10 protein-coding genes are annotated in these 15,422 nt (G+C 69.2%); 4 read left to right on the top strand and 6 right to left on the bottom strand.

Translation table 11 applies throughout. The annotated features are described in order from the left end of the window. Window positions 1–184: 184 nt before the first annotated feature. From WT97_RS24190 to purT, 4 genes are all read right to left on the bottom strand, one after another. Window positions 185–1,732: a DEAD/DEAH box helicase gene (locus WT97_RS24190; protein WP_034208023.1), complete on the bottom strand. Its 1,548-nt coding sequence runs from the start codon at window positions 1,730–1,732 to the stop codon at window positions 185–187. A gap of 366 nt (window positions 1,733–2,098) precedes the next feature. Further along, window positions 2,099–2,479 carry an MliC family protein gene (locus WT97_RS24185; RefSeq protein WP_059499192.1) on the bottom strand — a complete coding sequence of 127 codons (381 nt, stop codon included), beginning with the start codon at window positions 2,477–2,479 and terminating at the stop codon, window positions 2,099–2,101. Between the two features lie 93 nt (window positions 2,480–2,572). Then, a complete protein-coding gene (locus WT97_RS24180; RefSeq protein ID WP_034208025.1) occupies window positions 2,573–2,758 on the bottom strand; it encodes a DUF6726 family protein in 186 nt (61 codons plus the stop codon). 18 nt (window positions 2,759–2,776) lie between these two features. Beyond that, window positions 2,777–3,991, bottom strand: coding sequence for a formate-dependent phosphoribosylglycinamide formyltransferase (gene purT, locus WT97_RS24175; RefSeq protein ID WP_060354555.1), 1,215 nt, complete (start codon window positions 3,989–3,991; stop codon window positions 2,777–2,779). Between the two features lie 216 nt (window positions 3,992–4,207). On the opposite strand from purT, the gene WT97_RS24170 reads away from it, so the two are divergent. Continuing rightward, window positions 4,208–4,753 carry an META domain-containing protein gene (locus WT97_RS24170; protein WP_059781278.1) on the top strand — a complete coding sequence of 182 codons (546 nt, stop codon included), beginning with the start codon at window positions 4,208–4,210 and terminating at the stop codon, window positions 4,751–4,753. A 177-nt stretch (window positions 4,754–4,930) separates the two neighbouring features. Beyond that, entirely contained in the window at window positions 4,931–9,442 is a 4,512-nt protein-coding gene (locus WT97_RS35000) for a DNA translocase FtsK (protein ID WP_060354554.1), read from the top strand. 96 nt (window positions 9,443–9,538) lie between these two features. On the opposite strand, the gene WT97_RS24160 is transcribed toward WT97_RS35000, so the two are convergent. After that, window positions 9,539–10,783: a lactonase family protein gene (locus tag WT97_RS24160; protein ID WP_095211575.1), complete on the bottom strand. Its 1,245-nt coding sequence runs from the start codon at window positions 10,781–10,783 to the stop codon at window positions 9,539–9,541. A 166-nt stretch (window positions 10,784–10,949) separates the two neighbouring features. Here WT97_RS24160 and WT97_RS24155 point away from each other — a divergent pair, with 166 nt between their 5' ends. After that, window positions 10,950–12,779, top strand: a complete 1,830-nt coding sequence (locus WT97_RS24155; RefSeq protein ID WP_059499187.1) for a glycoside hydrolase family 15 protein — start codon at window positions 10,950–10,952, stop codon at window positions 12,777–12,779. 214 nt (window positions 12,780–12,993) lie between these two features. Further along, on the top strand, window positions 12,994–14,484 hold the full coding sequence (locus WT97_RS24150) for a polyhydroxyalkanoate depolymerase (RefSeq protein ID WP_059499186.1): 1,491 nt from the start codon (window positions 12,994–12,996) through the stop codon (window positions 14,482–14,484). Window positions 14,485–14,588: 104 nt separating this feature from the next. Here the strand turns inward: WT97_RS24150 and WT97_RS24145 are convergent, their stop codons facing one another. Beyond that, entirely contained in the window at window positions 14,589–15,221 is a 633-nt protein-coding gene (locus WT97_RS24145; RefSeq protein WP_034208032.1) for a TetR family transcriptional regulator, read from the bottom strand. Between the last annotated feature and the right edge of the window lie 201 nt (window positions 15,222–15,422).

The following is a 15,422-nucleotide window of genomic DNA, read 5'->3' as shown; positions in this document are numbered from 1 at the left end:
AGAAGGCTGAGCACCACGTCCGCTACGGCACCGTATCGAAATATCCGCCCCCGCGCGGCACGCAATCGCCCGCGCACGCACGCCCCGTCCCGATCGCGTCGCCCAATGAAAAACGGGCACATGCCCGTCGCATGTGCCCGCCTGTCCGGCAGCGCTCACGCGCCGCCCTGCCGCTTCGCCCAGCTTACGCCGACGGCTTGCGCGGCATTCCGAACCCGCCGAGCAGCGCGGCGACCTGACGCTTCGGCCCTTTCTTCTCGGGCTGCTGCGCGGCCTGCGTGTCGTCCGGCTGCTTCGCCGGCGCCGACGGCTCGTACGGTTTCAGGAAGAAATCGTCGACCGGCGCTTCGTGCCGGCGATGATGGCCACCACGCTCGGAACTGCCCGACCGGCGACCTGCTGCACCGCGATGCTCGTCGCGCTCGCGCCGGCCGCCCCGTTCGCCACCGCGCTCGCTGCTGCGCTCACCGCCGCGCTCGTCGTGACGCTGGCGCGCCGGCTTGTCGAGCTTGAGCGTCTGCACTTCGAGCGGACGCTTGATCAGCTTCTCGATATCGGCGAGTTGCTTGCGCTCGTTCGGGCTGCACAGCGACAGCGCGTCGCCCGTCGCCCCCGCACGACCGGTACGGCCGATCCGGTGCACGTAGTCTTCGGCGCTGAACGGCAGGTCGAAATTGATCACGGCCGGCAGTTCGGCGATGTCGAGACCGCGCGCGGCCACGTCGGTCGCGACCAGCGCCTCGATTTCGCCGCGCTTGAACGCGTCGAGCGCCTGCATCCGCTCGATCTGCGTCTTGTCGCCGTGAATCGCCGACGCGACCACGCCGTCGCGCTCGAGGTTGCGCGCGAGGCGGCTCGCGCCGATCTTGCTGTTGCAGAACACGATCACCTGCTTGAGGCCGCGATCGCGCAGCAATTGCACGACGGCCGCCTGCTTGTCGCCTTCGGCGACGTCGTAGACGATCTGCGTGACGTTCGCGTTCGTCGAATTGCTGCGCGCGACTTCGATCGTCTGCGGGTTGCGCAGGTAGGTCGATGCGAGCTTCTTGATTTCGCCCGAGAACGTGGCCGAGAACAGCAGCGTCTGACGCTCCTTCGGCAGCAGGTTCAGGATGCGCTGCAGATCGGGCAGGAAGCCCATGTCGAGCATCCGGTCGGCTTCGTCGAGCACGAGGATTTGCACCTGGCCGAGGTTCGCCGTCTTTTGCTGCACGTGGTCGAGCAGGCGGCCCGGCGTCGCGATCAGGATCTCGACGCCGCGGCGCAGTTCGGCCGATTGCGGGTTCATGTCGACGCCGCCGAACACCACCGCGCTGCGCAGCGGCGTGTGCTTCGCATACGCGTGCACGTTCGCGGCAACCTGGTCGGCGAGTTCACGCGTCGGCGTGAGGATCAGCGCCCGCACGGGGTGGCGCGCCGGGGACGCGCTCGTATTGGCTTGCGGCAGCAGACGCTGGATGATCGGCAGCGAGAAGCTCGCGGTCTTGCCGGTGCCCGTTTGCGCGGCGCCCATGACGTCGCGGCCGGCGAGCACGACCGGAATGGCCTGAGCCTGAATCGGCGTCGGCGTCGTATAGCCCTGCTCCGCAATGGCTTTCAGGATATCGGCGGCAAGGCCGAATTGGTCGAAGGTTGCGTCGACGGGCTTGGCGACAGAATCGGACATGGTGGCGTTTCGCTCAAAAGGCGCGGCGGGGACATCGTGCGTCAGGCCGGCCGGGCCTGCGCTCATCACAATTCGGAAATAGACGGAGCCGCGGCGCGCCGCGCGGCGCCGCTCTGGTGCTTGGGACCGGTTCGATGCGAACGCCGGACGCCAGGCCGTGCGGACTCCGTTCGGCGCGAATGCCGGCGGAAAGGGCCGTATTGTAGCACCGTGCGGGCGTCTGTCCGTGACAACGCCGCGAACGGCCGCGACCGCGGTTCGCGGGGCGTGCCTGTCCGCCCCGCGCGACCGGGCGATTGGCCGAACGGACTATCCGTATCGGCCAGTGAACCATATTAGGGGCTCGATCCTGAAATCCCACACCGGCATGCCCGCCCGTCAACCCGACGGCAGGTCACGCAGGCGAATATGCGCTGCGCGCGCGTCCACCGCTCAGCCCTTCTTCTTTTTCTTCTCGACCTGCACGCAGTCGCCCAGCAGCGGCGGCGACTGCGGGTCGGCGATCTCGTCGCGCAGCGTCGCTTCCTTGCCCTTCGTCCACCAGGTATAGCGGCCGGCCTGGTAGCGTGCGCCCGACGCCGACACCGTATCGACGAACAGCATTTGCTTGCCGTCCACCGGCACGAGCGCGAAGCTCTGGCCGTTGCCCGCGAGCCAATACGACACGCGCACCGGCTGTTTGTGGTTCGCGCACTGATAGATGGTTTGCTGGCGCGCGTCGGCGTCGATCTCCTCGACGGTCAGTTGCGCGGCATGCGCGACCGAAACGGCGGTGCCGGCGAGCGCAAGCGCGGCGAGGGTTGGGCGAATCATGCAGGTCCTCTCACGAGACGGTGGAAACGCGCCCGTGCGGGACGCGCGGTTATTGTTTGCAGGATCGGCGGGAAATCGCGCCGATCGCCAGAATCAGGGATCGATCACGTCCGCGCACGCATCGGTCGGCGCTGCGGCGAGATGGCCGACGAGCGGCACGATCTTGAGTCCGGCCGACGCCACCCGGCACGGCGCGGCCGCGACGCCGCAGCCGGCGAGACTCGCGACGAGCGCCAGCGCGGCGCCCAGCTTTCCGATACGCAACCATCGCGACGCCATCGTCCTCTCCTCGTTCCGTCAGCGCGCCGACACGGGCCGAACGGCCGCGGCAGCGCGCTTCGCGCGTTCGCGGGCTTCGTCGACGGTCGCGCCGGTCGCCAGCGCGACGCCCATGCGCCGCTTCGCGAAACTTTCCGGCTTGCCGAACAGGCGCAGGTCCGCGCCCGGCACCGCGAGCGCGTCGCGCACGCCTTCGAACGCGATCCCGCGCTCGTCGAGCCCGCCGTAGATCACCGCCGACGCGGCCGGCGTGCCGAGCGCCGGATCGACCGGCAGGCCGAGAATCGCCCGCGCGTGCAGCTCGAATTCCGACTGGCGCTGCGAGGCGAGCGTGACGAGGCCCGTATCGTGCGGCCGCGGGCTCACCTCGGAGAACCATACGTCGTCGCCGCGCACGAACAGCTCGACGCCGAACAGCCCGCGCCCGCCGAGCGCCTCGGTCACCTTGTGCGCGATCTCGCGCGACTTCTCGAGCGCCGCCGCGCTCATCGGCTGCGGCTGCCACGATTCGACATAGTCGCCCGCCACCTGCACGTGGCCGACCGGTTCGCAGAAATAGGTGCGCGTGTCGAGCGTCGCGGGGTCGATCGCGCGCACGGTCAGCTGCGTGATCTCGTAGTCGAAATCGACGAAGCCCTCGACGATCACGCGGCCGTGGTTCACGCGCCCGCCCGCCATCGCGTAGTCCCACGCGGGCTTCACGTCGGCATCGGTCTTCACGACCGACTGCCCCTTGCCCGACGACGACATCACGGGCTTCACGACGCACGGCATGCCGATCTTCGCGACGGCCGCGCCGAAGGCCTCGAACGAATCCGCGAACGCATACGGGGAAGTCGGCAGGCCGAGCGCCTCGGCCGCGAGCCGGCGGATCCCTTCGCGATTCATCGTGAGCTGCGTCGCGCGCGCGGTCGGGATCACCTCGGCGAGGCCGGCCGCCTCGATCGCCGCGAGCGCGTCGGTGGCGATCGCCTCGATTTCGGGGACGATCAGGTGCGGCCGTTCGGCTTCGACGATGGCCCGCAGCGCGGCCGGGTCCGTCATGTCGATCACGTGCGCGCGATGCGCGACCTGGTGGCCCGGCGCGTCCCGATAGCGGTCGACCGCGACGACTTCGACGCCGAGACGCTGCAACGCGATGATGACTTCCTTGCCGAGTTCGCCGGCGCCGAGCAGCATGACGCGCGTGGCCGAGGGTGAAAGCGGCGTACCGAGCCGCTGACCGATCTGCATGTGATTTCCCGCTGGTTCTGTTGGAGGACGAAAACGGCTTCGATGTTAACACGGGCATCCGGGCCGGTTCGGGCGGTTTGGCCGCGCCGGCGCCCGGTCGCGCGAGGCCCGCGGGCGGGCCGCGAACGTTTTCGCGCGCGAAGTGTCGGCTCGCCTGCCGCGGGGCGGGTGCGTTACTCTTACGCCTTGATCAGAATCCGAAGAGGAACGAGGCTCATGTCCCACCTGTCCGCGGCCGCACGCGCACGCACCGGCCTGCTTCGCCCGTTGCGCGCGCCGCTCTGCGCGTTGACGCTTGCCACGCTTCTCGCCGCCTGTGCGATGCCGACCCATCCCGATTCCGCCGCCCCCGCGCCCGATCCGTACAATCCGGCCGCCGTCCAGTTGCTCGACGACACGAGCTGGGAGCTCACCAGTTGGGTGAACGCCGACGGCACGCCACGCGCGATCCCGCACGGCGACAACGGCGAGCCGATCAAGCTCGCGCTGTCGACCGACTCGGGCATCCGCCGCGCGAGCGGGTTCTCGGGCTGCAACCGCTACATGGGCACCTACGCGATCAAGAACGGCCTGCTGAGCTTCGGCCCGCTCGCCGGCACGCGAATGGCCTGCCCGAACACGCTCGGCGGCCAGCTCGAATCCGCGTACCTCGACGCGCTCGCCCACATCGAGAAAACCGGCGTGCAGATGCGCGCGCCACAGCAATTGCAGATCGTGACCCAAGCCGGCGCAACGCTGACGTTCACGCAGCGGAGCCCCTGATGTCCGGCGCGCGCGAAGGCCGACCGACCGCCTTCGTGTGGCGCGCCACGCGCATGTGCCATCCACGTGCGTCGCGCGGCGTGAACCGGAATCACGCCGCGTTAGAGTCTTGTTCGCCGGCCGGTTAAACTCGGCGGGTCGCGCCCCGCGCGCCCCTCCCCACTCCTGTTTCAAAGCATGCACACGGTTGTCTTCGGCTGGTTCGGCATCTCCGCCGTCTGGTTTCTCCTTCTCTTCTGGCGTCTCGTGCAGGCGATGCTGCCCGGCGGCGGCGGGCTCGCCGGCCGCGGCTCGATCCGCCTGTGGCTCGGCTTCGCGGCGGTGTTCGTCGCAAGCTGCACGCTGACGAGCCCGCTATCGGGCCCCGACACCAACGCGCTCGGCCATGCGTGCTCGGCAGGCTTCGCCCACGTGCTCGGCCCGATCGGCACGCCGATCGCGATGGTCGTGCTGTTCTTCGCCGGCTTGCCGTGGCTGACCGGCATCGGCTGGCGGCAGTTCGCCGCGTGGGTCGACACGTCGTTCGGCGTCAAGCTGTCGCGCGACGGCGGCGACGACGACGCGCGCGGGATCGCCGACCTGCCGCGCAGCGCGCTGCATCGCGACGACGACGTCGTGCAGCCGACCACCGCGCACACCGTCAACTCGATGGCGCCGCGCCAGAACGGCCGGTATTCGCGCCCGACGGTGTGGAAACCCGATCCGCAGGCGCGACCGAAGCCGCGCAGCAAGACGCCGCCCCGCCCGCTCGTGGAGCCCGTCGCGCCGTCGGGCTGGCTGAAACCGACCGCCCCGCCGCCCGCGCCGATCCCGGCCAGTGCGATGCCGCCGCCGACTACCGGCAGCACCGCCAGCCTCGCGCGCGCCGCGGCGAACGCGCAAGTGCCGCGCCCCGCGCCCGCCCCGCTTCCGGTCGGATTCGAACCCGTCCGGCCGCGTCCGACCGCCGCGCGACCGGCCACAGCCGCGCTGACGCAGACGGCGCCGCGCGCGACGGTCACGCCGCGCCCGGCCGGTACGCCGCCGCAGCGTCCGCCGGTGCGGCCGGGCGCGGGCACGGCGGCAGCCGGCCCGTCGGACGCGGCACGACGCCGCCCGGCGCCGCCCGCGCCGGCGCGCGCACCGCTCTATGCATGGAACGAGAAGCCGGCCGCGCCGATCACGCCGGCGCCGAGCGTTCACGACACGCTGCGTTCGATCGAGGCCAGCACCGCGCAATGGGCATCGCTGGGCGGCGCGCAATCGGCCGATGCAACGCGCGCGGCGACCGCTGCCGCCGCCGTAGCCGGCGTCGCCGCGACGGCAGGCAGCGTGGCCGCGCCGGCATCCGCGGCCGCGTCGAACGCGTTCGTCCCCGCGGCGCAGGACATCGCAGCCCAGGACGCCGATGTCCCGGCCGCACGCGATGCCGCGCCTGCTCGCGACGACGGCGCGCCGATCGTGCTCGACGCCTTCATGCCTGCGCAATCCGGTATCGCGCAGGCCCCGCGTGTCGATTCGCCCACCCGGGCGCTCGACGACGCCGCACCGTCCACGCGGCCGGATACCGGCATCGACGATCGCGCGTTCGCGCATCGCGCCGACGACGACATCCGTCGCGTGGACGATGCGGTTGCTGCGCCGTCGTTCGACGTCGCACCTTGGGACGACGTCGTCAGCCCGCCGATTTCCGCGCTCGACGTGTCGACCGAAAACCCGATGGCCGATGCGCCCGTGCACGCCACGGGATCGGAGTCCGCTCATTCGGCGTTCGCGCAAGCAGGCAATGCAGCGGTTCGCGACCTCGGTGCCGGCAAGCCGACCGCGTCCGTCGATGTCGACGACGAGGACGACGCACGACCGGCGCCTGCAATCGATCGTGCGGCACCGGTCCACTTGCATCGAGGGGCTACCGATGCGCACGCCGACGTGAAGCCGTCGGCCGACAGCATCGTTTCGTTCGCTGCCCTGCCCGCTTCGTCGATTGCGGCAACGTCCGCACCGGCCGTATCGCATCCCGCACCGGACGCTGCCAAGCCGGTCGAGGCGGAACCTGCCGCGTCGTTGCCGGCTGTCGCTCCACGCGCGACGCCCGCCGCGACGTATTGGACACCTTCGACGGTACAGCCCGCCGCGGCCCCGTCGGCCGTCTCCGCCCAATTGCCGAAATCACCGGCGGCTCAGCCGTTTGCCGCGACATCGACGGCTTCGACCGCCGCTGCGTCGCCGCTGACCGGCACGGCTGACGGTTCGACTGCACACGCGTCCGCACCCGCCTCCACGTCGAGCATCGCGCCTGTCGACGCCGCAGTTTCGTCGGTCGGCGTAACCGGTACGGCGTCCGCGTCGCCGTCGCAACCGGCCGCGTCGGCACCACCCGCTACTTCCGCCGCGTCGGCGTCGCCGGCCGGTGTGACGGACCTGCCCTACGGTTCGCTTTCCCGCGCTTCGACGCCCGCATCGACCGATGCGCCCGCCGTGACGCCATCGGCGACCGGCGCATCGGGTTCGCCGTTCGGTTCGACTGCGCAGGCGCCAACAACGCCGGCGCCCGTCACCGCGACACCCGCGACTTTCGCGTCCGCGCCCGTCGCCGCACCGTCTTCCGCGCCGGCATCGACGCTTCCGGTCGACACGGCAACCCCGTCGACCGGTACCACGACTTTCGCGACATCGGGCTCATCGGGCTCATCGGGCTCATCGGGCTCATCGAGCGCAGTCGCTCCGCAGCCGGCAAGTGGCCTGCCCGCGTCGCCCACCGCGTCCGCACCGGCGTCGCCGTCCTTCAGCACGATCGCGTCGACGACCACGGCCGCCGCCACGCCGATCCACTCGATCGCGGGCTCGCCTGCCGCGGCCACCGGGTCGCCGACGTCGATAGGTGCGACCGCTGCGACGCAGGCTCCGTCGATCGCGTTCGTCCCCGCCGCAGTCGCAGCCCAGACGTTGACGACACAGCCCGCCCCGGCCGCGTCGTCGGCGAGCTGGTCGATGTCGCATGACGCGGGCGCAACGCCGAGCGCGACACCGCAAGCGGCGCCCATCCCCGCTGCGAACCTCTCGCCCACGCCGGCAGCCGCGGTTTGCGCGCCGACCTTGCCCGCTACCCCGTCGATCGGCGCACCGGCCACCGAAGCCGCCGAAGCCATCGACGCAGCCGAACCGGCCCCGGTCGCCCCCGCCCGCCCGCCGCACCCGAACGCGTTCGAATTCCACGCACCCGCGTCGTTCAGCGTCGAACTGCCGACGCTCGACCTGCTCGAGCCCGCATCCGACGACGTCGAAACGATCACCGAGGAACACCTCGCGCAAACCGCGCAGGTGATCGAACAGCGGCTGCAGGAATTCAAGGTGCCGGTGACGGTGGTCGGCGCATCGGCCGGCCCCGTGATCACGCGCTTCGAGATCGAACCCGCGCTCGGCGTGCGCGGCAGCCAGATCGTCGGCCTGATGAAGGACCTGTCGCGCGGCCTCGGCCTCACGTCGATCCGCGTCGTCGAGACGATCCCCGGCAAGACCTGCATGGGCCTCGAACTGCCGAACGCGAAGCGCCAGATGATCCGACTGTCGGAGATCCTCGAATCGCGCCCGTACCAGCATTCGCCGTCGCAACTGACGATCGCGATGGGCAAGGACATCACCGGCCACCCGGTCGTCACCGATCTCGCGAAGGCCCCGCACATGCTCGTGGCGGGCACGACGGGTTCGGGCAAGTCGGTCGCGATCAACGCGATGATCCTGTCGCTGCTGTACAAGGCGACGCCGGAAGACGTGCGGCTCATCATGATCGACCCGAAGATGCTGGAGCTGTCGGTCTACGAAGGCATCCCGCACCTGCTCGCGCCGGTCGTCACCGACATGAAGCTCGCGGCGAACGCGCTCAACTGGTGCGTCGGCGAAATGGAGAAGCGTTACCGGCTGATGTCGGCCGTCGGTGTGCGCAACCTCGCGGGCTTCAACCAGAAGATCCGCGACGCGGAAGCGAAGGAAAAGAAGATCGGCAACCCGTTCTCGCTGACGCCCGACGACCCGGAGCCGCTGTCGAAGCTGCCGCTGATCGTCGTCGTGATCGACGAGCTGGCCGACCTGATGATGGTCGCCGGCAAGAAGATCGAGGAGCTGATCGCCCGCCTCGCGCAGAAGGCGCGCGCGGCCGGCATCCACCTGATCCTCGCGACCCAGCGGCCGTCGGTCGACGTGATCACCGGCCTCATCAAGGCGAACATTCCGACGCGCGTCGCGTTCCAGGTGTCGTCGAAGATCGATTCGCGCACGATCCTCGACCAGATGGGCGCGGAGTCGCTGCTCGGGATGGGCGACATGCTGTTCCTGCCGCCGGGCACCGGTTATCCGCAGCGCGTGCACGGCGCGTTCGTCGCCGACGAGGAAGTGCACCGGATCGTCGAGTATCTGAAGCAGTTCGGCGAGCCGCAATACGAGGAAGGGATTCTCGACGGCCCGGCCACCGACGGCGCGACGCAGGACCTGTTCGGCGATACGCCGGACGCGGAAGCCGATCCGCTGTACGACGAAGCCGTCGCGTTCGTCGTGCGCACGCGGCGCGCGTCGATCTCGTCGGTGCAGCGTCAGTTGCGCATCGGCTACAACCGTGCGGCGCGCCTCGTCGAGCAGATGGAAGCGGCCGGCCTCGTGTCGGCGATGGGCATCAACGGCAGCCGCGAGGTACTCGTGCCGGCCGCGGCCGACTGAGGCCGGCGGCCCGCCGGCCGCGATTCATCGAGACGGGCGCGCCGCGCAACCGGCCGCCCGCAAAAAAAGGCGCTGCCTCAGCAGCGCCTTTCTCGTTTACTGCACCGGCACCAGCTTGAAATCGACCGGCTTGCCGACCGCGACCTTCTGCGGATTCGCGCCGAGCTGCCCCGTTTCGACGTCGCGACTGAACACGTAGAACGTGTCGCTGTCCTGGTTGCCGACGATCAGCCACTTGCCGGTCGGATCGATCAGGAACTCGCGCGGCGTCTTGCCGAGGCTCGACTGGCGGCCGACGTACTTCAGCCGGCCGTCCGCCTTGTTCACCGCGTAGATCACGAGGTCGTTCGCGTCGCCGCGGTTGCTCACGTACAGGAAGCGCCCGTCCGGCGACAGGTGGATCGCGCCGCCGCCGACCTTGCCCTTGAAGCCCGGGGCCGTCATCGGCACCGTCTCGACCGGCGTCAGCTTGCCGTCGTGATAGCCGAACACCTCGACCGACGCGTTGAGCTCGCTCGTCACGTACGCGAAGCGGCCGTCGGCGCCGAACACCATGTGACGCGGGCCCGAGCCGGCCTTCACCGGCGTGTAGCGCGTGTCGGTCGGGCTGATCAGCCCGCGGCTGCCGTCCACCGTGTAGCGGTAGCCGTAGATCTTGTCCGCGCCGAGATCCTGCACGAACAGGTAGCGGCCGTCCGGCGAAAATACCGTCGAATGCACGTGCGCGCCGTCCTGGCGGCCCTTCACGGGCCCCGTGCCTTCGTGATGGACCGTCAGTACGGCCGGGCCGACGGCGGCGTTGTCGCGGATCGGGAACACCGCGAAGCTGCCGCCCGGATCGGCCGCAACCGAGTAGTTGGCGGTGACGAGGTACTTGCCGTCCGGCGACAGCGCGAGATAGCAAGGATCGTTCCCTTCCGACGATACGCGGTCGATGAACGTGAGCGCGCCCGTCTTCGCGTCGAAGCCGAACGCGCTGATGCCGCCGCGCTGCGTCGCCGGTCCGTTGTCGCCGGGCAGTTCGTTGACCGCGTATACGGTGCGACCATCGCGGCTCGGCAACAGATACGACGGATTCTCGGTCTTCGCCGACGACACCGGCGCGACGCTGCCCGTTTTCGTATCGAAGCGGTAAACGTAGATCCCGTCGCTGCCGCCGCCCGTATAGGTGCCGACGAGCAGGTTGTAGACGCCGTCGGCCGGGGCGGACGATTGCTGCGCGAATGCGTGGGTCGCGGACAGGGAAAGCACGATCGCGAAACCTTTCATCCAGTGAGCGAACCTAAGCGGGAACCCTCGTGTCGAAGCGCGTGCGTCACGCTCGCGTAAACGGTTGGGCATTGAATCCTCCTTGCATCGAGTCGCTTCAAGTGTTGAGATAGGACGAAACGCCGGCCGTTCATGCGCTCCGCCGCCCGGCCGAGTATACGGGGCGCGGCGCCCGGGCGTGAAGTCCGGGCCGCCGGCGTCCGCATTGTGAACTCGAATACCCAAGGATCGCCTGCCCATGCCCGCCCTGATCGAAGACTACGCCCTCGTCGGCGACGGCCACACGGCCGCGCTGATCGCAAAAGACGGCTCCGTCGACTGGCTGTGCTGGCCCCGCTTCGATTCGGGCGCCTGCTTCGCGGCGCTGCTCGGCACGCCCGAGCACGGCCGCTGGCTGCTTGCTCCGGCCGCCGACGCCGCGATCACGCACACGACCCGCCGCTATCGCGGTGACACGCTGATTCTCGAAACCGATTACGAAAGCGCCGACGGCGCCGTCACCGTGATCGATTTCATGCCGCCCGGCAACGGCTGGTCCGAACTGGTGCGGATCGTCGTCGGCCGCCACGGCACGATGAAGATGCGCATGGAGCTCGTGTTGCGCTTCGACTACGGTTTCTCGATTCCGTGGGTCACGCAACTGACCCGCGAGGACGGCATGAAGGCCATCGCCGGCCCCGATACCGTCGTGCTGCGCACGCCGGTGCCGCTCACCGGCAAGAATCTCCATACGCTCGCGGAATTCACGGTGAGCGCCGACGAGCGCGTGCCGTTCTCGCTCGGCTACGCGGCGTCGCACATGCGGCTGCCGCCGGCGCGCGACCCGCTGTCGATGCTCGCGCGCACCGAGAACTACTGGCTCGAATGGTCGGGCCGCTGCCAGGTGCAGGGCCGCTACGCGGCCGCCGTGCGCCGCTCGCTGATCACACTGAAGGCGCTCGCGTACGAACCGACCGGCGGCATCGTCGCCGCGCCGACCACGTCGCTGCCCGAAAAGATCGGCGGCAACCGCAACTGGGACTACCGCTACTGCTGGCTGCGCGACGCGACGATCACGCTGCTCGCGCTGATGCGCGGCGGCTACTACGACGAGGCGCGCGCATGGCGCACGTGGCTCGGCCGCGTGATGGCCGGCTCGCCCGAGCAGATCCAGATCATGTACGGGATCGCCGGCGAGCGCCGGCTGCCGGAAATGGAGCTCGACTGGCTGCCCGGCTACCAGGATTCGAAGCCGGTGCGCGTCGGCAACGGCGCCGCGAACCAGCTCCAGCTCGACGTGTTCGGCGAGGTGATGGCCGCGCTGCACCTCGCGCGCGTGGGCGGCCTGCAGGCCGACGACACGGTCTGGTCCGTGCAGTGCGCGCTGCTCGACCATCTCGAGAAGATCTGGCAGGAGCCCGACGAAGGCATCTGGGAAACGCGCGGCGGCCGCCGCCATTTCACGTTCTCGAAGGTGATGGCGTGGGTCGCGTTCGACCGCGCGATCAAGTCGGCGGAAATGTTCCGGCTGCCCGGCTCGCTCGACCGCTGGCGCGCGCTGCGCGAGCGGATCCATGCGGACGTCTGCGCCAACGCGTGGCACGAAGGCAAGCAGGCGTTCGCGCAGAGCTACGGCAGCGACGAGCTCGACGCGAGCGTGCTGCTGCTGCCGCAGCTCGGCTTCCTGCCGCCGGAAGATCCGCGCATCGTCGGCACGGTCGACGCGATCGAGCGGGAATTGCTGCACGACGGGCTCGTGATGCGCTACCGCACGACCGAATACGACGACGGCCTGCCGCCGGGCGAAGGCACGTTTCTCGCGTGCAGCTTCTGGCTGGTCGACAGCTATGCGCTGCTCGGCCGGATCGACGACGCGCATCGGCTCTTCAGCCGCCTGCTCGCGCTGTCGAACGACCTGGGGCTGCTCGCGGAGGAGTACGACCCGGTGGCCGGGCGGCTCGTCGGCAACTTCCCGCAGGCGTTCTCGCACGTGGCGCTCGTGCATACCGCGATGAACCTGATGCACCATGAAGACGCGATGGCGCGCGCGGCCGGCCAGCCCGCGCCGGCCGTCGCGACCGGCCGCTGAGCGGCGCGGCGCGCGCCGTTGTTCATGGATCGTCAAATCGCAAAAATTTGATGAAAAAACCGGGAAATGTTGCATTGCACAACCGATCGTTGTCCGATATGATCGACGAGATTGTCCGGCTGCAATGCAACATGGCCGGCCGCTGACCCACACGGCACGCCGCGACGCCCCACGCCGCCCTCGCGCACCGTCCCCCCACGCGGGAGTAGCCTGCATGCTTTACCAACTGCACGAATTCCAGCGGGCAATGCTGAGCCCGCTCACGGCCTGGGCCCAGGCCGCCTCGAAGTCGTTCGCGAATCCGTCCAGCCCGTTCTCGCTGATCCCCGGCGCGCCGCGGATGGCGGCCGCCTATGAGTTGATGTATCGGCTCGGCAAGGATTACGAAAAGCCGGAATTCAACATCCATCAGATCGTCAAGGACGGCCACAACATTCCGATCGTCGAGCAGACGATCATCGAGAAGCCGTTCTGCCGGCTGCTGCGCTTCAAGCGCTATTCGGACGACGCCGACGCCGTCACGCAACTGAAGGACGAGCCGGTCGTGCTCGTCTGCGCGCCGCTGTCGGGCCACCACTCGACGCTGCTGCGCGACACGGTGCGCACGCTGCTGCAGGATCACAAGGTCTACATCACCGACTGGATCGACGCGCGGATGGTGCCGGTCGAGACCGGCCCGTTCCACCTGCACGACTACATCGCGTACATCCAGGAATTCATCCGTCACATCGGCGCGCGCAACCTGCACGTGATCTCGGTATGCCAGCCGACGGTGCCGGTGCTCGCGGCGATTTCGCTGATGGCGAGCCGCGGCGAGGACACGCCGCTCACGATGACGATGATGGGCGGCCCGATCGACGCGCGCCGCAGCCCGACTTCCGTGAATTCGCTCGCGACGCAGCACTCGACCGCGTGGTTCGAGAACAACGTGATCCACACGGTGCCGGCGAACTATCCGGGCGAAGGCCGCCAGGTGTATCCGGGCTTCCTGCAGCACACGGGCTTCGTCGCGATGAACCCGGAGCGGCACGCGCAATCGCACTGGGATTTCTACCAGAGCCTGCTGCGCGGCGACGAGGACGACGCCGAAGCGCACCGCCGCTTCTACGACGAGTACAACGCGGTGCTCGACATGGCCGCCGAGTATTACCTCGAGACGATCCGCGTCGTGTTCCAGGAATTCCGGCTCGCGGAAGGCACGTGGGACGTCGAAGGCGAGCGCGTGCGGCCGCAGGACATCAAGCACACCGCGCTGATGACGATCGAGGGCGAACTCGACGACATCTCGGGCAGCGGCCAGACGCACGTCGCGCACGAGCTGTGCACCGGCATCCCGCAAGACGATCGCCGCAGCCTGACCGCCGAGAAGTGCGGCCACTACGGGATCTTCTCGGGCCGCCGCTGGCGCACGATCATCTACCCGCAACTGCGCGACTTCATCCGCGAGCATGCGCCGGAACCGAAGCACGGCGCGACGAAGCTGCCCGCCGACGCCCAGGATGCGACCACGATCGGCGCCGTGCCGGCCGCCAAGCCGCAGCCGGAAACGACAGCGCGCGTCACTGCCGCGAAACGCGCGCGCGCGAAAACGCCGGCCGTGACGGTCGCGCCCGCCAAAACGCCCGCTGCGAAAGCCGCGCCCGCTGCGAAACGCGCGGCAGGCGGTTCGCGCGCAAAAACCGTGCGGGCCCGCAAGGCCGCCTGACGCGCCGCGTTCCGACGCAAAAACGCCGCCGTTCTTGCGTACGGCGGCGTTTTTTTATGCGGTGGCCGCGAGCGGGCGGCTCATCGGCTCGTCCGTTCGTCGCGTCAGCGCCGCAGCAGATACGCGAGCAGCACCTCGGTGCTCATCCGGACCATCTCCGCGCGCTCGTCGGTGTCGGTGAAGTCGCGGCCGAGCGTCGCCGCGAGCGTGAAGCGGTTCGAGACGATGTAATAGCCGAGCCCCGACAGCGTCACGTAGAAGCGCAGCGGATCGACGTCGCCGCGGAACAGCCCGGCCTTCTGGCCGCGCATCAGCACGTTGCCGAGCTTCGCGACGATCGGCGACATCATCTCGCGGATCCGCGTCGACTTGTGCAGATAGCGCGCTTCGTGCAGGTTCTCGTTGTTGATGAGCCTGAGCAGCTCCGGATGGTCGCGGTAGTAGTCCCAAACGAAATGCGCGAGCCGCGTGACGGCCTCGACCGGCGCGACGCCGTCGAGATCCAGCACGCGCTCGGCCTCCGTCAGCGCGGAGAACGCGTGTTCGAGCACCGCCGTGAAGAGTTGTTCCTTGCTGCCGAAGTAGTAATAGAGCATGCGCTCGTTCGTTTCGGCCCGGCGCGCGATCTGATCGACGCGCGCGCCGAACAGCCCTCCATTCGCGAACTCTTCGGCTGCCGCCATCAGGATGCGGCGGCGCGTACCTTCAGGATCTCTTTTGATTTTTGGCTGATTCATGGTGGCGTTTTGCTACGTGAGCCGCTTGATCCGGACCGGCACCCCCACCGCCTCGGCGCCGGCCGCCCTGGAACGGGCGCCCCGCGGGCGGCCGCCCTCCTGCTGAGCCCCTGCAAAAAAGCGGTTCGATTATGCGCATAGACGGCGTCCAGCGCAATGCGGGAAATCGGCGATAATCGAGCTTTGGCAAACCTTTCCGGC

It is taken from the genome of Burkholderia sp. MSMB1459WGS (assembly GCF_001534535.1).
Classification (GTDB): Bacteria; Pseudomonadota; Gammaproteobacteria; order Burkholderiales; family Burkholderiaceae; genus Burkholderia.
Note: the sequence above shows the minus strand (reverse complement) of the source record. Positions and strands in the feature narration are given on the sequence as shown.